The 25,520-nt window shown below is 74.8% G+C and carries 18 protein-coding genes; 10 read left to right on the plus strand and 8 right to left on the minus strand.

The genetic code is table 11. From position 1 onward, the window contains the following. Positions 1–219 precede the first annotated feature (219 nt). Positions 220–993: a hypothetical protein gene (locus tag ACIRS1_RS13535; protein ID WP_402839073.1), complete on the plus strand. Its 774-nt coding sequence runs from the start codon at positions 220–222 to the stop codon at positions 991–993. A gap of 105 nt (positions 994–1,098) precedes the next feature. Here the strand turns inward: ACIRS1_RS13535 and ACIRS1_RS13540 are convergent, their stop codons facing one another. From ACIRS1_RS13540 to ACIRS1_RS13560, 5 genes are all read right to left on the minus strand, one after another. Further along, entirely contained in the window at positions 1,099–2,271 is a 1,173-nt protein-coding gene (locus ACIRS1_RS13540) for an acyl-CoA dehydrogenase family protein (protein ID WP_402839075.1), read from the minus strand. 90 nt (positions 2,272–2,361) lie between these two features. After that, entirely contained in the window at positions 2,362–4,308 is a 1,947-nt protein-coding gene (locus ACIRS1_RS13545; protein ID WP_402839077.1) for an acetyl/propionyl/methylcrotonyl-CoA carboxylase subunit alpha, read from the minus strand. 14 nt (positions 4,309–4,322) lie between these two features. Further along, positions 4,323–5,921 (minus strand): carboxyl transferase domain-containing protein, encoded by a 1,599-nt coding sequence (locus ACIRS1_RS13550; protein ID WP_360210301.1) that lies wholly within the window; start codon positions 5,919–5,921, stop codon positions 4,323–4,325. Continuing rightward, positions 5,918–7,717, minus strand: coding sequence for an acyclic terpene utilization AtuA family protein (locus ACIRS1_RS13555; protein ID WP_402839079.1), 1,800 nt, complete (start codon positions 7,715–7,717; stop codon positions 5,918–5,920). The genes ACIRS1_RS13550 and ACIRS1_RS13555 overlap by 4 nt, the downstream gene beginning before the upstream one ends. Before the next feature lie 189 nt (positions 7,718–7,906). Beyond that, positions 7,907–8,638 carry an SDR family NAD(P)-dependent oxidoreductase gene (locus ACIRS1_RS13560; protein ID WP_402839081.1) on the minus strand — a complete coding sequence of 244 codons (732 nt, stop codon included), beginning with the start codon at positions 8,636–8,638 and terminating at the stop codon, positions 7,907–7,909. A 95-nt stretch (positions 8,639–8,733) separates the two neighbouring features. Between ACIRS1_RS13560 and ACIRS1_RS13565 the strand changes: the two genes are divergently transcribed. From ACIRS1_RS13565 to ACIRS1_RS13575, 3 genes are all read left to right on the plus strand, one after another. After that, positions 8,734–9,585 (plus strand): LysR family transcriptional regulator, encoded by an 852-nt coding sequence (locus tag ACIRS1_RS13565; protein WP_402839083.1) that lies wholly within the window; start codon positions 8,734–8,736, stop codon positions 9,583–9,585. A 285-nt stretch (positions 9,586–9,870) separates the two neighbouring features. Then, positions 9,871–11,100, plus strand: coding sequence for a hypothetical protein (locus tag ACIRS1_RS13570; protein ID WP_402839085.1), 1,230 nt, complete (start codon positions 9,871–9,873; stop codon positions 11,098–11,100). After that, the gene (locus ACIRS1_RS13575; protein ID WP_402839087.1) at positions 11,084–11,854 is read left to right on the plus strand and encodes a hypothetical protein; all 771 of its coding nucleotides are present in this window, start codon (positions 11,084–11,086) and stop codon (positions 11,852–11,854) included. The genes ACIRS1_RS13570 and ACIRS1_RS13575 overlap by 17 nt, the downstream gene beginning before the upstream one ends. A 53-nt stretch (positions 11,855–11,907) precedes the next feature. On the opposite strand, the gene ACIRS1_RS13580 is transcribed toward ACIRS1_RS13575, so the two are convergent. Further along, positions 11,908–12,516 carry a TetR/AcrR family transcriptional regulator gene (locus ACIRS1_RS13580; protein WP_402839089.1) on the minus strand — a complete coding sequence of 203 codons (609 nt, stop codon included), beginning with the start codon at positions 12,514–12,516 and terminating at the stop codon, positions 11,908–11,910. Between the two features lie 204 nt (positions 12,517–12,720). On the opposite strand from ACIRS1_RS13580, the gene ACIRS1_RS13585 reads away from it, so the two are divergent. After that, positions 12,721–14,172 (plus strand): amidase, encoded by a 1,452-nt coding sequence (locus tag ACIRS1_RS13585; protein ID WP_402839090.1) that lies wholly within the window; start codon positions 12,721–12,723, stop codon positions 14,170–14,172. A gap of 137 nt (positions 14,173–14,309) precedes the next feature. After that, on the plus strand, positions 14,310–15,545 hold the full coding sequence (locus ACIRS1_RS13590) for a GNAT family N-acetyltransferase (RefSeq protein ID WP_402839092.1): 1,236 nt from the start codon (positions 14,310–14,312) through the stop codon (positions 15,543–15,545). Between the two features lie 50 nt (positions 15,546–15,595). Here the strand turns inward: ACIRS1_RS13590 and ACIRS1_RS13595 are convergent, their stop codons facing one another. Next, a complete protein-coding gene (locus ACIRS1_RS13595; RefSeq protein ID WP_402839094.1) occupies positions 15,596–16,108 on the minus strand; it encodes a GNAT family N-acetyltransferase in 513 nt (170 codons plus the stop codon). A 131-nt stretch (positions 16,109–16,239) separates the two neighbouring features. Beyond that, positions 16,240–18,105, minus strand: coding sequence for an endonuclease/exonuclease/phosphatase family protein (locus ACIRS1_RS13600; RefSeq protein WP_402839096.1), 1,866 nt, complete (start codon positions 18,103–18,105; stop codon positions 16,240–16,242). 413 nt (positions 18,106–18,518) lie between these two features. Between ACIRS1_RS13600 and ACIRS1_RS13605 the strand changes: the two genes are divergently transcribed. Genes ACIRS1_RS13605 through ACIRS1_RS13620 form a run of 4 tightly spaced genes read left to right on the plus strand, consistent with a single transcriptional unit; the run spans position 18,519 to position 25,495 of the window. Then, positions 18,519–19,748, plus strand: coding sequence for a hypothetical protein (locus tag ACIRS1_RS13605; protein WP_402839098.1), 1,230 nt, complete (start codon positions 18,519–18,521; stop codon positions 19,746–19,748). Further along, positions 19,745–21,766 (plus strand): hypothetical protein, encoded by a 2,022-nt coding sequence (locus ACIRS1_RS13610; RefSeq protein ID WP_402839100.1) that lies wholly within the window; start codon positions 19,745–19,747, stop codon positions 21,764–21,766. Before ACIRS1_RS13605 ends, ACIRS1_RS13610 begins: the two co-directional genes overlap by 4 nt. Further along, positions 21,763–22,821: an AAA family ATPase gene (locus tag ACIRS1_RS13615; protein ID WP_402839102.1), complete on the plus strand. Its 1,059-nt coding sequence runs from the start codon at positions 21,763–21,765 to the stop codon at positions 22,819–22,821. The genes ACIRS1_RS13610 and ACIRS1_RS13615 overlap by 4 nt, the downstream gene beginning before the upstream one ends. A 10-nt stretch (positions 22,822–22,831) precedes the next feature. Next, the gene (locus ACIRS1_RS13620; protein ID WP_402839104.1) at positions 22,832–25,495 is read left to right on the plus strand and encodes an SAV_2336 N-terminal domain-related protein; all 2,664 of its coding nucleotides are present in this window, start codon (positions 22,832–22,834) and stop codon (positions 25,493–25,495) included. Positions 25,496–25,520: the final 25 nt, after the last annotated feature.

Genomic DNA, 25,520 nt, shown 5'->3' on the forward strand with positions numbered 1-25,520 from the left:
AGGTAGTTGACGCAGGATCGAGGGCCGGCGGCGGATCGGACGGGCGGCCGGCCGGGGGCGCGTTCAGGAGCATACGGACAGCGACGGGACGTTGCGCCATTGTGAGGAACGAAGGGCGGAGCGCGCGTGGCACGTTTGCCGCCGGGGGCGCCCGGGCCGACGGTGTTGCACCACGGCCGCCCGCCCCCGGACGCGGCCCCGGCACCTGGAGCCCCCACCGTGAGTCCCACCTCCCCTCGCCTGCGGTCGGCCCGCCGGCTGCTCGCCGCCACCGCGGCGGCCGCCGCCCTCACCCTGGGCGGCGCGCCCGTCGCGCTGGCCGCTCCCGGTGACAACGGCGACGTGAAGATCCACAACGACACCACGCCGGTGAACGACACCCGCGACGAGCCCAAGGTCTGCCGGTTCTACCTGGACGCCTTCAACTTCGACACCGTGCAGCTGGTGTCCTGGACCATCTCGCAACAGCCGCCGACCGGCAGCGCCCTGGTGCTGTCCGGGTCGATCCTGCTGACCACCGGAGCCGGCGCGACGCCGAACTACAGCCTGCCGGACGGGCACTACAAGCTCGAATGGACGTTCGTCGGCGAGAACGGCAACGCGAAGCAGAAGGTCTTCGACGTGTCCTGCGCCAGCAGCTCGCCCTCTCCGTCACCGTCTCCGTCGCCCTCCCCGTCGCCGTCCTCCTCGCCGTCCTCGTCGCCGTCCTCGTCGCCGTCCTCCTCGCCGTCGCCGGTCGGCCAGAGCACCAGCCCCTCCCCGAGCGCCTCGCCGTCGCCCGGCGCCTCCCCCGGCTCCTCGCCGAGCGCCTCCCCCGGCGGCCCGCCGAGCGCCTCGCCCACCGGCCCGGTCGGCGGGGTCGGCACCGGTGGCGGCGGCGCGTCCGATGCCAACAGCGCCCAGGTGCTCGGCGGGGCGGCCGTGATCGCCGGCGCGGTCGGCCTCGGCGTCCGCGCGCTGCGCCGCCGCACCGGACGCGACGCCGAGTCCTGACCTGCCCGCCGACGGCCGCCGGCCGGGGCCGTCGCCGGCTCCGGCGGACGGCGGGCGGTGGGCGGTGTTCCCGTGGCCGCCCGCCGCCCGCGGTGCGGGCCTGCCTCAGTAGGACTTCGGCAGGCCGAGGGTGTGCTGGGCCACGTAGTTGAGCACCATCTCCCGGCTGACCGGAGCGACCCGGCCCACCCGGGTGGCCGTCAGCAGCGCCCCCAGCCCGTACTCCTGGGTCAGACCGTTGCCGCCGAGGGTCTGCACCGCCTGGTCGACCGTCCGGGCGGCCGCCTCGCCGGCCGCGTACTTGGCCATGTTGGCGGCCTCCCCGGCCGCCACGTCCTCGCCCGCGTCGTAGAGCAGCCCGGCCTTCTGGGTCATCAGCCGGGCCAGCTCGATCTCCACCGCGCACTGGGCCAGCGGGTGGGCCAGGCCCTGGTGGGCGCCGATCGGGGTGGACCAGACGGTGCGGGTCCGCGCGTACTCGACGGCCTTGCGCAGGGCCTGCCGGGCCAGGCCGAGCGAGAAGGCCGCGGTCAGCACGCGTTCGGGGTTGAGGCCCGCGAAGAGCTGGAGCAGGCCGGCGTTCTCGTCCCCGACCAGCGCCTCGGCGGGCAGCCGGACGTCGTCCAGGAAGACCTGGAACTGCTTCTCGGGCGCGACCAGTTCCATCGGGATCGCCCGGTACTCGAAGCCGGGGGTGTCGCGCGGGACGACGAACAGGCAGGGCTTGAGCCGGCCGGTGCGGGCGTCCTCCGTCCGGGCCACGAACAGCACCGCGTCGCAGTGGTCGATGCCGGAGACGAAGACCTTGCGGCCGGTCAGCAGCCAGTCCTCGCCGTCCCGCCGGGCGACGGTGGAGATCCGGTGCGCGTTGGAGCCGGCGTCCGGCTCGGTGATGCCGAAGGCCATCCGGCGGCTGCCGTCGGACAGGCCCGGCAGCCACTGCCGCTTCTGCTGCTCGGTGCCGTACCGGGCGATCACCGTGCCGCAGATCGCCGGGGAGACGATGAGCAGCAGCAGCGGGCAGCCGGCCGTGCCCAACTCCTCCAGCACGATGGCCAGATCGGTGATGCCGCCGCCCCCGCCGCCGTACTCGGCGGGCAGGTTCACCCCGAGGTAGCCGGCTTTGGCGGCGTCGGCCCACAGCTCCTCGGCGGGTTCGCCCGCCCGGGCCTTGGCGAGGTAGTAGGCGGAGCCGTAGCGGCCGCCGAGATCGGCGACGGCCTGGCGCAGCGCCCGGCGTTCGGGGGTCTCGATGAGCTGACTGCCGATGGTGGACATGCGGGGTCCTTCCTGGCTCGGGCGGTGCTCAGGCTGTGGTCCGGCGGGTGCGGGCCGCGCTCCGGTCGTGCCGCGGCCGCGGTCCGCCGGTCAGGCGGGGGTCTGCACGACGGCCAGCAGGGTGCCGAGTTCGACCTGCTGGCCGGGGGTGGCGCGGAGTTCGACGAGGACGCCGTCGGCGGGGGCGGTGACGCGGTGCTCCATCTTCATCGCCTCCAGGAAGAGCAGCGGCTGGCCGGCGGTGACGGTGTCGCCGACGGCGGCCGCGGTGCGCACGACGGTGCCCGGCATCGGGGCGAGCAGGGCGCCCGGGTCGGTCCGGGCAACCGGGTCGGGGAAGCGGGGCAGGGCGGTCAGTGCGGTGGCGCCGTCCGGGCCGTCGACGAAGACCCGGTCGCCGTGGCGGGCGACGCGGTAGCCGCGCCGGACGGCCCCCTCGCGCAGGACGACCTGCTCGGGCGTGGCGTCGACCAGCTCCGTCCCCGGGTGCCCGTCGGCCCGCAGGCCGTCCCTGTTCAGCCGGTAGCGGACCTCCCGCTCGGTGCCGTCCTCGGCCCGGTAGCGCTTGAGCTGGGGCTGCGAGGGCAGGTTGCGCCAGCCCGGGGGCAGCGCGCCGTGCGGCCCGGTGCGGCGGCGGGCGGCCGCGTCGGCGAGCGCCGCGGCCAGGGCGGCGCGGGCGGTCCGGGCGGGGTCGCCGCCGTCGGGGGCGGCGAGGTCGTCGGCGTGCTCGGTCAGGAAGCCGGTGTGCAACCGGGCCGCCAGGAAGGCCGGGTGGCGCAGCGCACGGACCAGCAACTCCCGGTTGGTGGCCGGGCCGTGGATCCGGGCGCGGGTGAGCGCGTCGGCCAGCAGGCGGGCCGCGGCCGCCCGGTTCGGCGCCCAGGCGATCACCTTGGCGAGCATCGCGTCGTAGTGCGGGGTGATCTCCTGGCCGGCCGCCACGCCGCAGTCCAGCCGGACCCCACGGCCGGTGAACTCCTGGTGCGGGCCGTCGAGTTCGAGCCGGTGCAGGGTGCCGGTGGCAGGCTGCCAGTCCTTGGCCGGGTCCTCGGCGTAGAGCCGGGCCTCGATCGCCCAGCCGGTGGACGGCGGCGGGACCGGACCGGGCAGCGACTCCCCCTCCGCGACGGCGAGTTGCAGCGCCACCAGGTCCAGGCCGCTGACCGCCTCGGTGACGGGGTGCTCCACCTGCAGCCTGGTGTTCATCTCCAGGAAGTGGAACCGGCCGTCCTCGGCGAGCAGGAACTCGGCGGTGCCCGCACCGGTGTAGCCGATCGCCCGGGCGGCACTGACCGCCGCCGCGTGCAGCCCGGCCCGGACGGCCTCCGGCAGGCCCGGCGCCGGCGCCTCCTCGATCACCTTCTGGTGCCGCCGCTGCAGCGAGCAGTCGCGGTCGCCGACCGCCCAGACGGTGCCGTGCGCGTCGGCCAGCAGCTGGACCTCGACGTGCCGGCCGGTGGGCAGGTAGCGCTCGCAGAACACCTCGTCCGAGCCGAAGGCCTTGGCCGCCTCGGCCCGGGCGGCCGCCAGCTGGTCGGGCAGCTCGGCCAGGGTGCGCACCACCCGCATGCCGCGGCCGCCGCCGCCGGCCGCCGCCTTGACCAGCACCGGCAGGTCGGCCTCGGTCGGCGCCTCCAGGGCGCCCAGGACGGGCACGCCGGCCGCGGCCATCAGCCGCTTGGCGGCCGTCTTGGATCCCATCGCGGCGATCGCGGCCGGCGGCGGGCCGACCCAGACCAGCCCGGCGTCCAGCACCGCCTGTGCGAACTCCGCGTTCTCCGAGAGGAATCCGTACCCGGGGTGGACGGCGTCCGCCCCCGCCTCCAGGGCCGCGCGGACGATCAGGTCGGCCCGCAGGTAGGTGTCGGCGGGCGCGGCGCCCGGCAGCCGCACGGCCGCGTCGGCCTCGCGCACGTGCGGGGCGTCGGCGTCCGGGTCGGAGTGGACGGCGGTGGTCGCTATGCCGAGCGCGCGGCAGGTCCGGAAGACCCGTCGGGCGATCTCCCCGCGGTTGGCGACCAGCAGGTTGGTGATCATGTCGTCTCGTCCCCTCACATCCGGAAGACGCCGTAGCCGCGCGCGCCCTCGACCGGCGCGTTGTGGATCGCGGACAGGCACAGGCCCAGCACGGTGCGGGTGTCCCGCGGGTCGATCACGCCGTCGTCGTAGAGCCGACCGGACAGGAACGCCGGCAGCGACTCGGCCTCGATCTGCTGCTCGACCATCGCGCGGATCGCCGCGTCGGCGTCCTCGTCGTACGGCTGCCCCTTGGCGGCGGCCGACTGCCGGGCGACGATCGACAGCACCCCGGCGAGCTGCTGCGGGCCCATCACCGCGGACTTGGCGCTCGGCCAGGCGAACAGGAAGCGCGGCTCGTAGGCCCGGCCGCACATGCCGTAGTGGCCGGCCCCGTAGGAGGCGCCGATCAGCACCGACAGGTGCGGGACCCGCGAGTTGGACACCGCGTTGATCATCATCGCGCCGTGCTTGATGATGCCGCCCTGCTCGTAGTCCTTGCCGACCATGTAGCCGGTGGTGTTGTGCAGGAACAGCAGCGGGACGTTCCGCTGGTTCGCCAACTGGATGAACTGGGCGGCCTTCTGCGACTCCGCGCTGAACAGCACGCCCTGGGCGTTGGCCAGCACCCCGACGGGGTAGCCGTGCAGCCTGGCCCAGCCGGTGGCCAGGCTGGTGCCGTAGAGCGGCTTGAACTCGTCGAAGTCGGAGCCGTCCACGATCCGCGCGATCACCTCGCGCGGGTCGAAGGGCACCTTGAGGTCGCCCGGGACGATGCCCAGCAGCTCCTCCTCGTCGTACTTCGGCGGCTCGGCGAGGCGGTCCGGTGCCGGGCCGGGCTTGCGGTGGTCCAGCCGGGCGACGATCCGGCGGGCCAGCCGCAGCGCGTCCGCCTCGTCCACCGCGAAGTGGTCGGCCAGGCCCGAGGTGCGGGCGTGCATCTCCGCTCCGCCGAGCGACTCGTCGTCGGCCTCCTCACCGGTGGCCATCTTCACCAGCGGCGGGCCGCCGAGGAACACCTTCGCCCGCTCCCGCACCAGCACGGTGTGGTCGGACATGCCCGGGACGTACGCCCCGCCGGCCGTCGAGTTGCCGAACACCACGGCCACGGTGGGCACTCCGGCGGCGGAGAGCCGGGTCAGGTCGCGGAACAGCGCGCCGCCCGGGATGAAGATCTCCTTCTGGCTGGGCAGGTCGGCGCCGCCCGACTCGACCAGGTTCACCAGCGGAAGGCGGTTGGCGAGCGCGATCTCGTTGGCGCGCAGCGCCTTGCGCAGCGTCCACGGGTTGCTGGCGCCGCCGCGCACCGTGGGGTCGTTGGCGGTGATCACGCACTCCACGCCCTCGACCACCCCGATCCCGGTGACCAGCGCCGCGCCCACCGGGTACTCGCTGCCCCAGGCGGCCAGCGGGGAGAGCTCCAGGAACGGCGAGTCCGGATCGACCAGCAGCTCGATCCGCTCGCGCGGCAACAGCTTGCCGCGGGCGCGGTGGCGGTCCACGTACTTCGGCCCGCCACCGGCCAGCGCCTTGGCGTGCTCGGCGTCCAGGCCGGCCAGCTTGTCGAGCATCGCGGCGCGGTGCTCGGCGTACTCGGGCCCGGCCGGGTCGACGCGGGTGGGCAGCACGGTCACAGCAGGACCTCCGGGATGTCGAGGTGGCGGGAGCGCAGCCACTCCCCGAGGGCCTTGGCCTGCGGGTCGAAGCGGTGCTGGGCGGCGACGCCCTCGCCGAGGAGCCCGGTAAGGGTGAAGTTGACCGCGCGCAGGTTCGGCAACAGGTGCCGGGCCACCGGCAACTCCGCCGTCTCGGGCAGCAGTTCGCGGAGCATCTCGACGGTCAGGGTGTGCGCGAGCCAGCGCCAGCCGTCCTCGGAACGGGCCCAGACGCCCAGGTTGGCGTCACCGCCCTTGTCGCCGCTGCGGGCGCCGAGCACCAGGCCGAGCGGGGCGCGGCGGACCGGGCCCGCCGGGAGGGGCTGGGGGAGCGCCGCCGGCTCCTGCTCCGCTTCCGTCCGCGCTTCCGTCCGTGCTTCCGGGAGTGCTCCCGCCTCCGCCCCCGCTTCCGTCCCGACTTCCGTCCCCGCCTCCGGGAGCGCCGGCCGGGCCGTCACGGGCGCGGGCGGGACGGTGACCCGGCGGCCGTCCGGCAGCACCGCGGTGTGCCCGACGGCCTTGGCGTCCACGAACGCGGCGGTGAACACCCCGTACGGGGCGCCCGGCCCGGGCGGGGCGGTCAGATGGAACCCCGGGTAGCCGGACAGGCCCAACTCCACGGCGGCCTTGCCCAGTTCGCGCCCCACCCGGGCCGGTTCCGGATCGCGGGCGGTCAGCCGCAGCAGCGCGGAGGCCGTCTCCTCGGTCGGGGCGTCCGGGTGGTCGGTGCGGGCGAGGGTCCAGCGCAGTTCGGCGGGCCGGGCGGCCGGCGCCAGCGCGGCGGCGAACTGCCGCCGCACCAGGTCGGCCTTGGCCTCGACGTCCAGACCGGTGAGGACGAACACCACCTCGTTGCGGTGCCCGCCGAGCCGGTTGAGGCCCACCTTGAGCGTGGCCGGGGGCGCCTCGCCGCGGACCCCGTCGATCCGCACCCGGTCCGGGCCCTCCTCGGTGAGCCGCACCGAGTCCAGCCGGGCGGTGACGTCCGGGCCCGGATAGCGCACCCCGCCGGTCTCGTACAGGAGTTGGGCCGTCACCGTGCCGGCGGTGACGGCGCCACCGGTGCCCGGATGCTTGGTGATCACGCTGGAGCCGTCGGCGTGCAGCTCGGCGATCGGGAAGCCGGGGCGGGTGACGTCGTGCTCGCGGAAGAAGGCGTAGTTCCCGCCGGTGGCCTGGGCGCCGCACTCCAGGACGTGACCGGCCACCACCGCTCCGGCGAGGGCGTCCAGGTCGTCCGCCGTCCAGCCGAAGTGGGCGATCGCCGGGCCCGCGACCAGCGCGGCGTCGGTGACCCGCCCGGTGACCACCACGTCCGCACCCGCCTCCAGGCAGGCCGCGATGCCGAAGGCGCCGAGGTAGGCGTTGGCCGCCAGCAGGCCGTCGGGGAGGCCGAGTTCGCTCTGCTGCGGGAGCAGGTCGTCCCCCTCGACGTGGGCGACCGTCGCCGCGATTCCCTGACGCTGCACCAGTTTCCGCAACTCGCGGGCGAGCCCGGCGGGTTGGAGTCCGCCCGCGTTCACCACGATCTTCACGCCGCGCTCGCGCGCCAGCCCGAGGCACTCCTCCATCTGGCGCAGGAACGTCCGGGCGTACCCGAGCGAGGGGTCCTTCATGCGGTCCCTGGCGAGGATCAGCATGGTCAGCTCGGCGAGGTAGTCCCCGGTGAGCACGTCCAGCGGCCCGCCAGTGAGCATCTCGCGCACCGCATCGAAGCGGTCCCCGTAGAAGCCCGAGGCGTTGCCGATCCGCAGTACCGAGCGTGCGCGCGCCAAAGCGCCTCCCCTGCCGGCGGGTTGGCGGCGCTCCCGCACGAGCGCCGTCGGGCAGCAGCGTGGCACCGGCCGGAGAAAAAAGCAATCATGCCTGCTTGTTTTCCGCCGCCTCCTCCCGCCCTCCGCGCGACCGCCGCGGGCCGGGCGAACCGGCCCGGGCGGCCGCGTGGGTGGGGACCGCCGTGCACGTCACCAGGGCACGACGCCGGCGTCGTCGAAGAACCGGCCGGTCGGGCCGTCGTCGGGCAGGGTCGCGAGGGTGATGGCGATGGCCGCGCCCTGTGCGGGGGTGCGCACGCCGCGGAAACCGTTGAGGTCGGTCGCGACGTAGCCGGGGCAGCCGGCGTTGATCAGGACGTTCGTGCCGCTCAACTCCCGGGCGTACTGGAGGGTGACGGCGTTCAGGAACGTCTTCGACGGCGAGTACGCCGCGGCCACCGGGCCCGCCGTCCGCTCCGCGTCCGGCCCCGACTGCCGGGTGAGGGAGCCGACGCTGCTGGACATGTTCACGATCCGCGGTGAGGCGGAGCGGCGCAGCAGCGGCATCATCGCGTTGGTGACGCGGATGACGCCGATCACGTTGGTCTCCACGACCGTACGGACGGTGGCGGGGTCGACCCGGGTCGGCTCCTGCGGCATTCCGCCCGCGATGGCGGCGTTGTTGACGAGCACGTCGAGGCGCCCGGCCCGATCCTCGATCAGCCGTGCGGCGGCGGTCGCGCTCGCGTCGTCGGTGACGTCCAGCGGCACGCCGAACGCGTCGACGCCGGCCGCGCGCAGCCCCTCCACCGCGGCCCCGCGGCGCCGATCGTCGCGGGCGCCGACGCCGACGCTCCAGCCGAGGGCGCCCAGGCCCGCGGCGATCTCGTAGCCGATCCCCTTGTTCGCGCCGGTGACCAGCGCGATCGTTCGTTCGCTCATGGAGACCATGCTGCTCCCGGACCCCGGCCGGGGTCCAAGACCGATCGGGTGGGCATCGATACCCTCCAGGTATCGATCCGGAGTACCGTGGCCGGATGGAGACCAGGGAACTGCGCTACTTCGTGGCCGTCGCCGAGGAGTTGCACTTCGGGCGCGCCGCGCAGCGGCTCGGGATCGCGCAGCCGCCGCTGTCACGGGCGATCCGGCAGCTCGAACGCCGGCTCGGGGCGACGCTGCTGGACCGGACCAGCCGCACCGTCACGCTCACCGAAGCCGGCTCGGTGCTGCTGACCGAGGGCCGGGCGGCCCTCGACGCGGTCGAAGCGGCCGAGCGCCGGACCCGCCGCGCCGCCCTTCCCCCGGCCGGCCGCCCCGGCCTGGTCCTGGTCACGAAGGCCAGTGCGTCCCGCGAACTGCTGGCGGAGCTGCTGGACGCCTACGCCGCCGAACCCGGCGCCGCCCCCGTCGAGGTCCTCCTGTGCGGTCCGGCCGAGCAGGAACGACTCCTGCGCGAGGGCCGGGCCGACGTGGCGCTGCTGCACCGGCCGTACGACTCGACGGCCGGGTTCCACACCGAGGAACTCGGCACGGAGGGCCAGGTCGTGGTCCTGCCGGCCGGGCATCCGCTCACCGTCCGGCCCCATGTGCACATGGCCGACATCACCGGGCTGCCCGGCCTGCCCCTGCCGCGCTGGCCCGCCCCCGACGGCAGCTACCCGCCCGGGCCCGGCCCGCAGGTCCGCGACCACGCGCAGCTGCTGCAGCTCGTCGCGCTCGGCCGTGCCTGCGCGGTCTCACCGGAGTCGTGCCGGGCCCGACTGCACGGTGACCTCGCCGCCGTCCCCGTACTGGACGCGCCGAAGGTCACCACGGTGATCGCCTGGCCGCCGCACAGTCGGTCCCGAGCCGTCGCCGACCTCGTCCGGACGGCGACCCGCCTCCGGTAGTTCCCGGTGGTTCCCCCATGCCTCAACCGAGGTGGGCCGGCTCGGCTGCCCGGGCCGGAGCGAGGCGCGTGGCGGCCCGGCGGTGCAGCCGCCGGGCCGCCACCGCGGCCGGCGGTCGCCGGTGCGGAACCCCGTTGCCCGCCGTCGGGGCCCGTGAGAGCATCGGGGTCCAACGGTCCGTCTCCTGCCGTCCACGCCCCGCGGGGTGAAGGGCGGAGTGCGGGCCATTGCCATGTCCGCGGTCGTGGGAGATCCACACCGCCCGCGCACGACAGGGACCGTTCGATGCACACGACAGAGCCGGCGGAAGCCCGCATCGAGGACTCGGGGACCGTCCTGGTCGCACCCCCGGAGCTGCAGGACCACGAGGTGCTCAGGGGGTTCTTCGGGTCCACGATCACGCCGGAGGAGCTCGCCGCGGGCGCGGCCGACCTCGCGGGGAGGACCGTCTATCTCTGCGGCGACGTGTCGGGAACCAGCCGTCACCGGCTGCGCGCGGCCGCCCGGGTGTTCGTCGTCCGGGAGCTGTCGCACGGCTGCCGCGGGGACGCCGACGCACCGTGGACGCCCGTCGGCCTCGGCCGGGTCCCCGTCCGCGTGCACGGCGTCGGCGTGTACTACCCGCGCTTCTTCGAGCCCGACGCCGACCACTTCGGACGGATCCGTGCCGAGCACGCGTTCCAGTCCCTGACCGAGTCCACCAAGCCCGGAACGGCCCACCGCAGCGGGATCTACCTGACGCCCGTCACCCAGGACCGGGACGAACTGCACTTCCGGCTGCTCCGGTGCTCCACGAACCTCTCCGGGCCGACGGAGAACTTCCGCCCGACCGACACGCACATCGTCGAGGCGCTGAACCGCGAGGCCGCCGACGTCTTCCGCGGCCAGGCACCGCTGAACCACGTCCTCGCGCAGATCTACCACAACACCCGTGCCACGGCGGAGCGCAGGCAGTCCAAGGCCAGGATCTCGTCCCACGCCGACAAGACCAAGGACATGCCCGTCAACGGCATCATGGCCTTCTGCACCTTCTACGACCGGCTGGACCGGCTGCAGCCCCTGCCCGACGACGCCTTCGACCACGGCGTGAAGGGCACCAGCGGGCTGACCAGGCTCCACTTCCGCCTCAAGGAGCAGGCCGGCGGGCCGGACGGGCCGGCGCTCCCCCCGCAGTTCACCCTCACCCTCCACCCCGGCTCCGTGTTCTTCATGCCGCTGTCCACCAACCGCCTGTACACCCACGAGATCCGGCCCTCGGCGCTGGACGCCGAGCTGCTCCCGACCCGGCTGGGCTACGTGGTGCGCTGTTCGAGCACCGAAGCCGTCCACCGGGACGGCCGGACGTTCCTCAAGACGCCCGGGGGCCCGGTGCCGCTGGAGCCGTCCACCCCGGCCGGAATGGACGAGCTGCGCCGGCTGTACGCCGAGGAGAACCGCACCTCGGCCTTCGTCGACTACGGCCAGGAGTTCCTCTTCAGCATGAACACGGGAGACTACGGTGCCCCCAACCTCTAGCCTCCCGGACGGGATCCTCTCCTGCACGCTCCCCGCGGAGGAGGACCTCTTCGCGGAGCTGTCCGCGTCGGCCCGGCTGGAGGACCTGGGGAAGGGCCGGCGCGGCGCCACGCTCACCAGGGTCGACGAGTCGGGCGGTGTGCCGCTCGTCCGCACCACCACGCGCTACGTCGGCCCGGCGCAGCGGTTCCGGGCCGTGCACGAGCGGCTGGCCCGGCGGATCCGGGAACACGCGGACCTCCCGGTGGACTTCGACAACGCCCTCGTCGAGTGCTACACGAACGCCTACCGGACCATGGGCGGCCACTCCGACCAGGCCCTCGACCTGGCCGACGGGTCGTTCGTCGCCGTCCTCTCCTGCTACCGCCACCCCGACGCGGGCCCGCCGAGGAAGCTGGTCTTCGAGTCGAAGGGGCCCGGGGGCGAGAGGTTCGAGGTCCCGCTCACCCACCACGGTGTCGTCGCGTTCTCCGTCGACGCGAACCGTCGGCTCAGGCACCGGATCGTCCTGGACGCGCCCGCCGGGGCGGCGGACAACCAGTGGCTGGGCGTGACCTTCCGGACCTCGAGGACCTCGCTGCGGTTCCGGGACGGGCATCCGTACCTCCCGCAGGGGGCGCGCCTCGTTCAGGCCGACGAGGAGCAGCAGCGCGAGTTCTACCGGCTGCGGCGCCGCGAGAACCTGGAGACGGACTTCGTCTACCCCCCGCTGACGTACACCGTCAGCGGGAGCGATCTGCTGCCGCCCGTCTGAACTGCGGCCCCTGACCGCCGGTTTCGCCCGGCCGGGCCGCCGGGGCCCACCCCTCAGCCGGTGGGCCCGGGAGCCGGGCGGCGGTCCAGGACGGCTTCGACGATCCTCATCAGCCGCTCGCCCGCGCGCTCGACGCTCCCGTTCTGGACGCTCACCTGGGCCCCTTCGAGGAGGAAGGTGAGCTCCGCCGCCGCGTCCTGCGGATCGGGCAGCCCGGCCCGGACGCACAGGTCGGTGAGCCGGCGCAGCTGACGCACCTTGTGGGCCTCGATCAGCCGGCGCGCCGGGTGGGTGCGGTCGGGCAGCTCCGCCACGGAGTTGATGAACGGGCAGCCGCGGTGGGAGATCCCGGGGAGTCCGTCGGCGATGAACCGGGCCAGTCCGAGGATCTGCGCCCGGGGGTCGTCGGGGTGGGCCTGCGCCAGCCGGTCGAACGCGGCGGTGTAGTCGGCCGCGACGATCCGCAGCCACTCCTCGACCAGCGCGTCCTTGGTGGCGAAGTGGCGGTAGAGCGCCATCTTGGTGGTCTCGGCCCGGTCGGCGATCGCCTGGACGCCCACCGCCCTGATCCCCTCGCGCGAGAAGAGCTCCTCCGCCGCGTCGAGGATCCGCTCCCGGGGCGGCAGTTTGGCCACCCTGCTCTGTCTGCCGGCCCTGTCCATGTTCGCCGTTCGATCCCTCGTCGGTCCGGTGGGGCGGGGCGTTGTGGTGCCCCGGCGGCAATGTTACGGTACCGGCCAGTCCCATGCGATACCGATCGGTATCGTGAGATACCCAACGGTCTCAGTCCCGATCCCGATCCCGACCGACCGACCCGATCCCGACCGACCCCGATCCCGGCACCATCACCTCCCGAACGGACCCGAATGAAGCTCTCCGAGTACGTGACCCACGACGGCGTCGGCCTGGCCGACCTGGTGGCCCGCGGCCAGGTGACCGCCGCCGAACTCGCCGCCACCGCACAGCGGGCGGCCGACCTGGTGAACCCGCTCATCAACGCCGTCGTCGAGACCTGGCCCGCGGACGACACCCCGGCCCCGGGCAGCACGCCACTGGCCGGCGTGCCCTTCCTGATCAAGGACCTCGCCGTCACCATGGCCGGCAGGCGGACGGAACTGGGCAGCCGGATCGCCGCGGGCCACGTCGCCGCGGCCGACTCCGCGCTGATGACCCGCCTCCGCCGCGCCGGGCTGGTGACGCTCGGACGCACCGCCACCCCCGAGTTCGCCTACAGCACCACCACCGAAGGCGTCCTGTACGGCCCCACCCGCAACCCCTGGGACCCGACCCGCAGCCCCGGCGGCTCCAGCGGCGGCTCGGGAGCCGCCGTCGCCGCGGGCATCGTCCCGATCGCCCACGCCACCGACGCCGCGGGCTCCATCCGCGTCCCCGCCGCCGCCAACGGCCTGTTCGGCCTGAAGCCCACCCGCGGCCGGATCTCCATGGGCCCCGACACCGACGAGGTCTTCAACGGGCTCGCCGTCCACGGCGTCCTCAGCCGCTCGGTGCGCGACAGCGCCACCCTGCTGGACCTCGTCCACGGCCCCGAGGCCGGTGACCCGTACACCGCGCCCCGGCCGGAACGGCCCTACGCCGAGGAGGTCGCCCGTGACCCCGGCAGCCTGCGGATCGGCCTCCTCACCCGGCCCTGGGGCGGTCGCGCCGTCGACGGCGCCGTCGTCGAGGCCACGCTGCGCTCGGCACGGCTCGCCGAGTCCCTGGGGCACCGGGTGGAGGAGGTCAGGGTCGACCTCGGCGTCGACTGGGAGGAGTTCGTCCTGGCCAACGCCCGGCTCTGGAGCACCAACCTGGTGACGTGGATCGACGACTTCGCCGCGGCCTTCGACCGGCCCGTCGACCCCACCACCCTGGAACCCGAGATGCTGGCCGCCTACACCTTCGGCCGGCGGGTCAGCGGCACCGAGTTCGTCCGCGCGCTCGCGATGCGCAACGACGTGGCGCGCGCGATCGGCCGCCGCTTCACCGACCACGACCTGCTGCTCACCCCGGCCCTGCCCGAACCGCCCGTCCCCCTGGGCACCTACGCCGACGGGGCCGAGGGGGCCGACGGCCTCGGCTGGACCGCACAGCTCCTCCACCGCTCGCCCTTCACCGCCCCGTTCAACGTCGCGGGCACCCCCGCGATGTCCGTCCCCCTGGAGAGCGACCCGGCCACCGGCCTGCCGCTCGGCGTCCAGTTCGCCGCCGGGTACGGGCGCGAGGACCTCCTCTTCCGGCTCGCCGGACAGCTGGAACGAGCGGCCCCCTGGGCCGGGCGGACCCCGGGCGTGTGGGCGGGCACGGCCCACGACGCCTGACCGCACGGGCGGCGGGCTCCCGGGGGCGACCGAGGCACCGACGGCCGAAATCCGTTTGACCGGGCCGGGCCGCGGCGGTGCACTGTGGCGGGACACCACAGGCCGTGGTGCCGGCACCCCGGGGAGACAGCGCAGCGATGGAGATCCGTCCCACCACCGAACAGGACCGCGATGTCTTCGTCGACACGCTCCACGCCGCGTTCGGGTTCTTCCCCGAGCGCCCCGTCGAGCCCGGGCACGGGGGCTGGTGGGCGGCGTACGAGATGGACCGCGGCCTGTTCGCGGTGGAGGCGGACGGTCGCCCCGTCGCCACCGCCGGCGCGTACTCCTTCGAACTCACCCTGCCCGGCGGCGCCATCGTCCCCGTCTCCGGGGTGACGGCCGTCGGCGTGCTGCCCTCGCACCGGCGTCGCGGCGTGCTCACCGCGATGATGCGCCGCCAGCTCGCCGACCTGCGGGCCCGCGGGGAGGTCCTGTCGGTCCTGACGGCCTCCGAGGCCACCATCTACGGCCGGTTCGGCTACGGCTGCGCGACGTACACGGAACAGCTGACGGTGCCGCACCACCGGGCCGTCCTCGCCCCGTCCAGGGCGCGCGGCCGGGCCGGCGGCGCGGCGGGCGGCGCGGACGCCGGATCCGTCGAGGTGCTGCCGCGCTCCGCCTGCGGGGACGTCCTGGAGGCGGTGTACGACCGCTACCGCCGCGCGCAGCCCGGCGCGCTGTCCCGACCGCACCGCTGGTGGCAGCTGGGCGCGGGGAAGCCCCCGATCGCCCCGGCGAAGCGCCACGTCGCCGTGCACCGCGATGCGGACGGCGTCCCGGACGGCTACGCCAGCTACCTGGTCGGCGACGGCCGCGTCCTGACGGTCGACGAGACGATCGCCGCCGACGACGCCGTCCACACGGCGCTGGCCCGGTTCGTGCTCGGGCACGACCTGGTGTCCGAGGTCGTGTTCAAGCACGTCCCGCCCGCGCACCCGCTGCGCTGGCAGCTCGCGGACTACGCAGCCGGCCAGCCGGGCAAGCACACCGACTGGCTCTGGGTGCGGCTGCTGGACGTGCCGCGCGCCCTGACCGCCCGCGGCTGGCCGACCGACGGCGAGCTCGTCCTCGACGTCGACGACCCGTTCCTGGGCGAGCACGGCCGCCACCTGCTCACCGCCCGCCGCGGCCGGGCCACCTGCGTGCCGACCGACCGCGAGCCCGACCTCTCCCTGGACGTCCGCGACCTGGGCGCGGTCTACCTCGGCGGCACCGCCCCCAGCACCCTGGTGCGCGCCGGGCACGTGCTCGAACACCGGCCGGGCGCCGCCGACCTCGCCGACGCCCTCTTCCGTGCCGAGCGCCCGCCGCACTGCCTGCACTGGTTCTGACCCCGCGGGTGCCACCGGGTCCTCCCGGTGCGCGGCCGGGCCGCCGGCGGTCAGTCCAGCGGGAGGACCATCTCCAGGATCCGGGCCCGCGGGTCCAGCGTGTAGGGCTTCGCGGCGCCGGTGTGGGTGAAGCCGCGGCGCAGGTAGAAGGCCGCGGCGCGGTCGTTCGCCTCGTGGACGCCGAGCAGCATCCGCTTCGCGCCGCCCTCGGTGCGGGCCCAGTCGGTGATCGCGTCCAGGAGGGCGTCGGTGGCGCCGTGCTCGCGGCCGCGGTGCGCGGGGGCCGTCCAGACGCCGATCAGGACGACGGTGGCGGGCTGCTCCTCCTCGGGGACGGCCAGCATCGTGCCGACCCACGCGCCGTCATCGTCCACCGCGACCAGGCCGACCCGGTCCGGTTGCGCCAGCCCGGCCGCGCGGGCCCGCCAGTCGGCCTCGCCCAGCGAGAGGGCGGCCTCGTGGGTCTCGCCGAAGGCCATCGGGAAGTCGAGCAGCTGGGCCAGCCGCACCTCCCGCAGGCGCTGCCAGTCCTCGACCCCGATCCGTTCGATCCGGTACCGCATCCGCTCGATCCCCCGTGGCCCGTTGCCGTGGTCGGCGGTGGTCGCCGCCGACCACGGCAGGATAGCCCGGGGTCAGTCCGGGCCTGCCGGGAAGGGGTGCCCGGTCACGGCGGGCCGGGCGGGGTGCCCGGTCACGGCTTGATGCGGACCACCTGCGGGTCGTGGTCGCTCGCCTGCTCGGCGAACTCGGCGTTGATGTGCACCACGTCGTACTTGGCGTAGCCGACCTCGGGGCTGACCAGGATGTGGTCGAGCACCTGCGAGTTGCCCTGGTAGACGTAGGAGTACTGCTCGGTCTCCGGCAGCTCGTTGACCAGGTCGCGCAGCACGCCGTCCTTGGTGAGGGCGGTCAGCGCGGGCGAGAACTGGTAGTCGTTGAAGTCGCCGAGGGAGACGACGCGCGCCTCCTTGTCGGCGGCCAGCAGCTTGGCGACGAAGGCCTGCTCGATGGTGGCCTGCTTGACGCGCTGCACCTCGGAGCTGCGGGCCGGGGCCTGGAAGCGGCTGTCGATGCCCTGGTCGCCGCCCTTGCTGTTGAAGTGGTTGGCGATCACGAAGACCTTCTGGCCGCGGAAGCTGAACTGCCCGACCAGCGGCTTGCGGCTGTTCGTCCACGCCTCGTCGTTCGGCTCGATCCGGCCGGGCGAGGCGGTCAGCGCGGTGTCGGCGCCGGTGCCGGCCACGCCGACGGCGGTGGTGGCGGTGCCGCCGGCGATGTCCGTGAAGGAGACCCGCTGCGGGTTGAAGAGGAAGACCTGACGGATGTTGCCGCCGGGCTCGCCGCCGTCCTTGCCGTCCTGCGGGTCGATCGAGCGCCAGTCGTAGGCCGGGCCGCCGGCCGCCTTGATCGCGGCGATGAACTTGGCGACGGTCTGGCTCGCGTCGACCGTGCCGTCGCTCTTGCTGCCGTTGTCGTCCTGGATCTCCTCCAGGGCGACGACGTCGGGCGAGCGCAGGTTGGTGACGACGCCCCGGGCGAGCTCGGCGAACTTGGAGTCCGGGTTGCCGGGGGCCAGGTTCTCCACGTTGTAGGTGGCGAGGGTGAGTTCGCGGTCGCTCGCCTTCGCGGTGACCTCGCGCTGGAGGTGGTTGTCCTGCAGCGCGCCCATCGTGCCGGCGACGAGGGTGTAGCCGCCGAACTGGTTGTAGTCCAGCGGGCCGCTGGTGGTGCCCGTCAGCACGTCGCCCACGTTGGCGACCGGGAAGGGCTGCTGGGAGACGGCGGCCTGCTGCTGCACCATCAGCCGGCCGACGTTCGGCTCGGCGTACGACTCGTAGAGCACGCCGCCGCGCTTGCTGCGCTGGTCCTGCTTGTCGGCGGCGACCCACAGCTCGTTGTACTTGTCCGTGGCCTGGACGACCCGGACGTCCTCGACCTCGACGAGCATGCCCTCGAGCGACTCGTAGAAGTCCAGCGCATACTTCTCCGGGTTGAGCGCCACCTGGTCGATGCTGCCGTCGGCGCCCGCCGCGGGGGCGTAGGTGCCGGGGATGTTGCGGGTGTCCACGACCACCGGGGCCGGCAGCGGGTTGCCGGAGGAGACCACGGTGACGGCGGGGCCGGTGATCTCGGTGACGGACTGCGAGCCGCCCGAGAAGCTCGGGTAGTACTCGGTGACCTTGCCGCTGACGAGGACGGAGTCGCCGACCTTCACGGTCGGGTTGCCGCCGGTGAAGACGAAGACGCCCTCGCTGGTGGCCGGGTCGGCGTCGGGGTTCGGGTCCTGGATCCAGAAGCCCTTGGAACTGCCGTACGCGCGAACGCCGGTGACGATGCCGGGCACGCCGGTGACGGGCTTGCCGGCCTGCGGGGATATCCGGGTGGTGCCCTGGACGTCGTGGATGCGCAGCGGCCCGGCCTCGGTCGGCGCCGCCGGGCCGGCGGCGAAGGCGGCCGGGAGCGGGACGAGCACCAGCGAGGCGGCCAGACCGGCCGGCAGGATCGCGGCGCGCAGCAGGGCCCGGCGGGGACGGGGGGCGGGAGCGGCGGTGGTCACCGGAGCATGACTCCTAGCTCGTCGCGCGGCATGTGGGTTCGGCGCGACGGTCGGGGGTGGCACGGGGGCCGGCGCGCGTGGGGCCGCCGGTTCGTGACGGAGGGTCGGGCGGATGCGCGCACAACGTGCGCTACCCGCGTAGAGAGAGCAGGAGTCGGTCACCCGCCCCCCGCAGCGACCCAAAGATACGCGCGTAGAAAATGACGCGACAAGACCTTGACGGTGAACTTTCGCACTCCTCACAGCGGCCGATCGGGACAATCCGGCCTCCTGTGACGATCCGGACGCCACCGCGACGGCCCCGGCCACCCGGCCCCGGCCACCGGCCGGCCGGGATTTCCTGACCACCGATCAGCATCCGCCCGGAGCCGCTACCCTCGCTTCCCAGGGGCGGAACTGAGGGGAAGACACACGTGCGGTTCGTTTTCGTTCACGGCACTGGCGTCCGGCGCGAGCGCCACGACCTCCTGTTCGGCCTCGTCGCCGAGCGACTGGGCCGGCGGTTCCCGACGGCGGCCGTCGACTCCTGTTACTGGGGCGACGAACACGGGGCGAGCCTCGCCCACGCCGGTGCCTCGGTGCCCGGCTTCCCGCCGTCCGGCCCGGCCGGACACCCGGGCACCACGGCCACCCCGCCCGACCCCGCGACGGCCGAGTGGCAGTTGCTGCTCGTCGACCCGCTGTACGAGCTGCGCCTGATCGCCGCGCTCGGACCGGAGCAGGCCGGCCGGGGGATGCCCGGCGTCCGCGCGGCCGGGTTCCAGACCGCCGACCTGCTCGCCGCACTCCCCCGGCACCCGGAGGCCGGGAGCGAACTCGCCCTGCTCCTGCACGCCACCGGCCTCGACGGCTCGTACCCGTCCGCGCTGGACACCGTGGGCGCGTCGGAGGAGTTCCGGGGCGCGTGCGAGGCCACCACCGCGGCCGCCGCCGGCGATCTGGTCGCGGCCGCCGGCCGGGCCGTCGTCGCCCGACTGCTCTTCCTGCACGCGGAGTCGACCCTCTGCACCGGAGCCGAGCGGGACCGCCTCGTCGAGCTCCTGACGAGCGCCCTCGGCGGCACCGGCCGCGGAGTGGTCGGCAGGGCGGCCAGGCTCCTCGGCACGACGGCGCTGCGGATGACCCCGCAACCGTGGCTCGACCACGGCCGGAGCCGCCTCACCGCGGGCTCCGTCCCGGTGCTGGGCGACATCCTGCGCTACCAGGCCAAGGGTGGACCGCTGCGCGACACCCTGGCCGCGCACGTCACCGCCTCCGACGGTCCCACCGTGCTGATCGGCCACAGCCTGGGCGGTGTCGCCCTCGTCGACCTGCTCGCCCTCGCCGCCCTCCGCGGGAAGCCGCTGGGCGACGTCCGCCTGCTGGTGACGGTCGGCTCGCAGGCCCCGTTCCTGCACGAGCTCGGCGCCCTCACCGGGCTGCCCACGGGCGCTCCCCTGCCGACCGGCTTCCCCCGCTGGCTGAACGTCTTCGACCGGAACGACCTGCTCGCCTTCCGGGCGCGGCCGGTCTTCGCCGGGGCGGACCAGGTCGTCGACCACGAGATCGACAGCCGCCAGCCGTTCCCGGTCTGCCACAGCGCCTACTGGAAGATCGACGACGTGTACGACCGGATCGCCGAGGAGACCAAGGCCCTGCGGTGACCGGACCGTTCGACGCACTGCCGGAGTTCCCGCCGCACCGGGTGCACGCCCTCGTCGTGGGCGTCGAGACCTATGACACCGGCCCCGACTGGGACCTTCCGGGCGCGGGGCGGGACGCCTCCCGGATCGCCGACTGGCTCACCCGGTGCGCTGGCCTGCCGGCCGCCAACGTCCGGCTGCTGCTGTCGGCCCCGGCCGGCCGCCACGCGCCCGCCGGGGCGCCGCTTCCCGCCGACGGCACGCACCCCGTCGAGGCCGCCACGGAGGCCAACGTCCTGCACTTGCTCTTCCGTGAACTCCCCGCCCGGGACGGCGACCTGCTGTGGATCTACTGGGCCGGCCACGGGTTCCTGGACGGCACCGACCGGCTGATGCTCCCCTACGCCGACGCCACCGAGCAGCGGACGAGCCACCTCAACCTCGGCTCCGCGCTGCGCTGGTGGCGGTCCGGCAGCGCGCCACCGGGCCGCTTCCGCCACCAGGTCGCGATCGCCGACGCCTGCCGGATCGACGAGCGGCTGCTGTCCGCGTGCACCTTCGGGACCACGGAGTACGGCGGCGCGACCACCGACCCCGACCGGCGCCAGTTCGTGCTGTACGCGAGCCGGGCGGCCGAGCAGGCGCGGAACGACGCCGAACGGGGCTCCGGACGGTTCACCGAGAGCCTGCTCGGGAAGTTCGCCGGCCGCGGCCTCGACGAGGTCGTCCACGGGCTGCCCGGCATCGCGCGCGCCGTCCAGGCCGACTTCGCGCTGAGCCGGGCCGCCGGCGCCGGCGGCCAGCACCCCGAGTTCCTGGTCGACCGGGGATGGGACGGGTCCCCGGTCTTCGGCGACCGGTGGACGGCCCCGCGCCCGTCCGCCGAGGCCGCCCGCCTCGACCAGCAGGCCTGGAACGAACTCGGCGCCCTCCTCGCGGGGCGCCGGCTCCCCGACCACACCTACGACGCCTACCGCTGGGCCTTCGAGGTCGGGGGCTGCGTCGCCCCGGCGTCCCGGGCCCTGCCCTCCACCCAGCTGCTCGACATCGTCCGCGACCTCGACCAGCGCCACGGCAACCCCGCCCGCCCGCACCTGGTGGCGGCCTTCCTCCGGCACCTGGCGGCCTGGAGCGACGACCGGCCGTGGGCCCGGCGCGCGGACTCCTGGATCGACGGCACCGTGACGAGGACGCGCACCCCGGCGGTCCCGCCGGCGCCGCCGCGGCCCACCGAGGGGCCGGAGCTGCACGTGAAGCTGACCGAGGACAGCCTGGCCGGTGACCGGTACTGGGTCCGGATGTGGTTCCACGAGGCCGCGGCCGGGTTCCGCAGCCTCTGGGAGTCCGACCGCCCGTTGCCCCTGGCGGAGATCCGCGACCACCTCACCGAGCAGCTTCGATCGCTGATCGCCTCCTCGGGCCGGACGGGCGTCCCGATCGGCCGGATCGAGTTCGACGTCCCCTACCCGCTGCTCAGCGAGGCCTTCGAAGCCTGGCGGCTACCGCTCGGCCGCCCCGGCCGCCCGCCCCGCGAACTCGGCGACCACTACGAGGTCGTCCTGCGCTGCCCGGACGAGCGGGTGGGGACCTCCGCCGAGTCGTGGCGGCAGAAGTGGCGCTGGTTCAAGATCCACGGCGGCGAGCAGTCGGCCGCGGTCCACCGGGTCCGCGACCAGGACGTCTGCGAGGAGCTCGGGCCGTTCCTCCAGAAGGAGCCGTCGCCGGTGGCCGTGCTCGCCGAGGTCTCCGAACCGTACGTCGACGGCACCCTGGAGGCCGTCCTCGACGCGGGGGTGCCCATCGCCGTCTGGCCGCGGCCGGGGGTCCGCCCCGCCCCCGGCGCCGACGCCCCCGACGGCGGCGACGGCACCTCGCTGACCTGCCGCGACGTCCGCGAGCTCCCCCTGACCGTCCGCAGCCGGCGCCGGTGGCCGGACGGCCGCCCGCTCGCCCTCCTGTGGGACGACCCGGACCGGATACCCGAACAGCGCTTCGCGGGCGTGACGCCCCGCACGGACGAGAGGACGAGCGAGCGGTGAACGACTGGTGGATCTACCAGGGCGAGGGGACAGCCCGGGAGAGGCTCGACCGGCTGGCCGGGCGGCAGCCCCCGTGGCGTACCTACAACGGCGTCCCCGACCCCGACCAGCCCCCGCCGGACACCACGGGCGAGGCCTGGCGGGACACCGTGCGCCGCGGGACCGGCTACGTGCCGGACCGCGCCGAGACCGAGGCCGTCAACACCGCGTTGTACCTGCGCCGGCCGCTCCTGGTCACCGGGAAGCCGGGCGTCGGCAAGTCGACACTGGCGCACGGCATCGCCGCCGACCTGGGCCTCGGCCCCGTCCTGCACTGGCCGGTGACCAGCCGGAGCAGCCTGCGCGACGGCCTCTACCACTACGACGCGATCGGCCGGCTGCACGACGCCAACCTGCGTCACCTGGGCGCGGGCAGTCCGGAGCGGGCGCCGGACCCGGCCGCCGACACCCCGCCCGGAGCGGGCGACATCGCCCGGTACCTGCGCCTCGGCCCGCTCGGGACGGCCCTCCTCCCGGCGGACACGCCACGGGTCCTGCTCGTCGACGAGATCGACAAGAGCGACATCGACCTGCCGGGCGACCTCCTCACAGTCCTCGAGGAGGGGTCGTTCGAGATCCCGGAGCTCGCCCGGGTCGCCGCCGACCGGCCGCGGGCACGCGTCGGCACCCACGACGACCCCACGGTCACCGCGCTGGTCGAGAACGGGCGGGTCCGCTGCCGCGCGTTCCCGGTCGTCCTCTTCACCAGCAACGGCGAGCGGGACTTCCCGCCGCCGTTCCTGCGCCGCTGCATCCAGCTCCACCTGGAGCCGCCGGACGAGGCCAAGCTCACCCGCATCCTCTGCCAGCGGCTCGGCCTGGAACCCGCCGAGGGCCGGGAACACGCCGACCTGGTCCGGGAGTTCCTCAAGCGGCGGCGCGACGGCGATCTCGCCACCGACCAGCTGCTCAACGCCGTCCAGCTCCGCCTCAGCGGCGCCTGGACGAGCCCCGAAGACCGCTCGCGCTTCCTCGACACCGTGCTCCAGCGGCTGAACGGGCCCGTGACGCCATGACGGGCGCCTCGTGATCGACGGTCTGCTCCGGGCGCTCCGGGCAGCGGGGGCCGAGGCCGGCCCCGAGGAGCTGGCCGACGTCCTCTGGCTCGCCACGATGATCGACGGCACCGTGACCGGCCTCCCGGGCGCCGCCCCCGTCGACGGCGCCGCGGGCGCGGCGGACGAGCCGCGACACCGGGACCAGGAGCCCGCCGCGGCGCCCGCCGGACTCCTCTACCGCGACGATCCGGAGAACCGGGCCCGCACCGGGGCGGAGCACGCCGGCGATCCGGTCCTGGTCCGCCGGGCCGCCGCGCTGGACGACGCCCTCGGCGTGATGCGGGCCCTGCGACCGCTCGCCCGCGCGACGGTCCACTCGGGCCGGCCCGAGCTCGACGAGCCGGCCACCGTCGACGCCACCGTCGAACGGCGGGTGCCGACGCCCGTCCTGCGTCCGGCCCGGGAGCGCTGGCTGGACCTCGCCGTCGTCGTGGACGGCCACCCCACCATGGTGCTCTGGCACGACGTGGTGACCGAACTCGTCCGGGCCCTCCGGCAGACCGGGGTCTTCCGTACCGTCCGCACCTGGCACCTCGGCGGAACCGGCGCCGACGGGCCACCGACCGTCTCCCGGACACCCGGCGGCCCGCCGAGCAGCCCCGCTCTCGTTCGGGACCCCTCGGGGCGCCGGCTGATCCTCGTCCTCTCCGACCTGACGGGCCCGGGCTGGGCCGGCCCCGGCCTGGCCGCGGTGCTGAGCCAGTGGGCGACCGGCGGCCCGGTCGCGATCGTGGACGTCCTGCCGCGCCGCCTCTGGGACCGCGGCGCCGTCCGCCCCGAGGGCCGCCTCGTCCGCACCCCTCGCCCGGGAGCCCCCAACGGGACCTGGCAGAAGGCCGAACAGGGCCGCCGCCGGGCCAGCGGCCGCACCGGGCCGGACGACCGGGTACCGGTCCCCGTCGTCTCCCCGACGCCGTCCTCCGTCGCGGCACTGGCCTCGCTCGTCGCCGGCAGCGGCCGGTGGACCCGCACCGCCTGCCTGCTCGTCGGGCGGCCTGACGGCGCCGCCGACCCCGCTCCCCCGGCCGAGGACCCGTGGCCGCCCACCGCGGACGACGCGCTGCGGCGCTTCGACTCCGCGGCCTCGCCCGTCGCCCGGCGGCTGGCCGGCTACCTGGCCGCCGTACCCCTCACCCTGCCCGTGATGACCCTGGTGCGGCGGGCCATGCTCCCCGGCTCCGACCACGGGCACCTGGCCGAGGTGGCACTCGGGGGCCTCTTCGTCCCCTGGTCAGACCTGCCGCCCGGCACCGACCTGAGCGGGTACGCGTTCCGGTTCCGCCCCGGCGTCCGGGAGGCACTCATCGGGGGCCAGAGCCGCCAGGACATCACGGCGGTGCAGGAGTTGGTCCGGCGGGAGGTGTCCGCGCACCTCGACCGGTCCCCCATCGTGGCGGGTGAGTTCCCCGCCGTCGAGGTCCGCCCGGACGACCCGGAGGCGGATCCCGTCGACCCCGAGGCCACCGGGACCCGCCAGGTGGACCCGGAGGACACCGGGACCCGCCCCGTCGACCCCGACGAGCTCCCGTTCGGGCAGACGACGCCCGCGGGCGCGGCGGCCGGGGAGGATGCGGACGAGCTCCCGGAGATCCTCATCCTCGCGCTCGACATCCGCGGCTTCGGCGGGATGGAGGCGACCCGGCAGGTGTCGGCTCACCGGACGACCGCCTCGATCACCGACCAGGTGCTCACGACGCTCGGAGTCCCCCTGGACGAGCTGATCATCGAGAACACCGGCGACGGCTTCATCATCCTGCTGACCGGCGACCTCCCGCCCGGTCGGCTCGTGGCGGGGCTCGTCGAGGGCTTCGGCCGCATCCTCGACAGCCACAACCAGCGCTCACCCCGACACTTCCTCGCCCTCCGCCTGGCCGTCCACCTCGGCGCGGTCACGCTCTCCTCGACGGGCATGAGCGGTGACGCCCTGATCACCACCGTCCGGATCCTCGACCAGGTCGGCCGGCCGGCCGTACACGGCTCCGAGCCCCGGGCGTTCGAATTCGGGCTCTCGGACGACGTGTTCGTCGAGGCATCGGCCGATCACGGGTCACGTCGGGCCTTCGGTCAGCTCCGGTCGGTGCCCTTCACCACCAAGGAGGGCCAGGACCTCCTCCTCTGGACGCTCCCGCCGCCGCGTGCCACGGCCGACCCCGGGCCCCCGAAGACGTTCGCCGAGCTCCTGGACAGGCTCGACGGGCTGCCGCTGATCGAGTTCACCGGAGACCGGCGCGCCACCGAGGCCCTCGACCGCACCGGCCGCTCCCTGAAGCACGTCCGGACCGCCTGGGACGGCCTGGTGGCCCTCCAGGAGTACGCGGAGGAAGCCGTCCGCGGCCTGGTGCCCGGTGACTTCACCCGGTGGTGCGAGCACACCCCGCCAGGTCGTCAGGCCTTCCCCCCGGGGAAAGTAGCCCGTGCCGACCGGCGCATCACCATGGGCGTCTCCGAGAAGACCTACCTCGGCAGGCTGCTCCCCCTCCCCCGGCACGTCCTCCCGGAGGGCCACGCGCCGATGGCCCACCTCAGACTCGGTACCGGGGCGAACGGCTTCCGGATCTACTTCTACGACGACTGCTCGGGATCCGGGCGCGTCTACATCGGCTACATCGGCCCCCACCTGACGGGGCACTGAACCGTCCGCGACCGCGCGGCCCCGG

The organism is Kitasatospora sp. NPDC101176, from assembly GCF_044768035.1.
GTDB lineage: Bacteria > Actinomycetota > Actinomycetes > Streptomycetales > Streptomycetaceae > Kitasatospora.

Excerpts from the sequence above, each read along its gene's own strand:
- ACIRS1_RS13540 (WP_402839075.1), bottom strand. The coding sequence starts at position 2,271 with ATGTCCACCATCGGCAGTCAGCTCATCGAGACCCCCGAACGCCGGGCG.
- ACIRS1_RS13545 (WP_402839077.1), bottom strand. The coding sequence starts at position 4,308 with ATGATCACCAACCTGCTGGTCGCCAACCGCGGGGAGATCGCCCGACGG.
- ACIRS1_RS13560 (WP_402839081.1), bottom strand. The coding sequence starts at position 8,638 with ATGAGCGAACGAACGATCGCGCTGGTCACCGGCGCGAACAAGGGGATC.
- ACIRS1_RS13565 (WP_402839083.1), top strand. The coding sequence starts at position 8,734 with ATGGAGACCAGGGAACTGCGCTACTTCGTGGCCGTCGCCGAGGAGTTG.
- ACIRS1_RS13570 (WP_402839085.1), top strand. The coding sequence starts at position 9,871 with ATGCACACGACAGAGCCGGCGGAAGCCCGCATCGAGGACTCGGGGACC.
- ACIRS1_RS13580 (WP_402839089.1), bottom strand. The coding sequence starts at position 12,516 with ATGGACAGGGCCGGCAGACAGAGCAGGGTGGCCAAACTGCCGCCCCGG.
- ACIRS1_RS13585 (WP_402839090.1), top strand. The coding sequence starts at position 12,721 with ATGAAGCTCTCCGAGTACGTGACCCACGACGGCGTCGGCCTGGCCGAC.
- ACIRS1_RS13590 (WP_402839092.1), top strand. The coding sequence starts at position 14,310 with ATGGAGATCCGTCCCACCACCGAACAGGACCGCGATGTCTTCGTCGAC.
- ACIRS1_RS13595 (WP_402839094.1), bottom strand. The coding sequence starts at position 16,108 with ATGCGGTACCGGATCGAACGGATCGGGGTCGAGGACTGGCAGCGCCTG.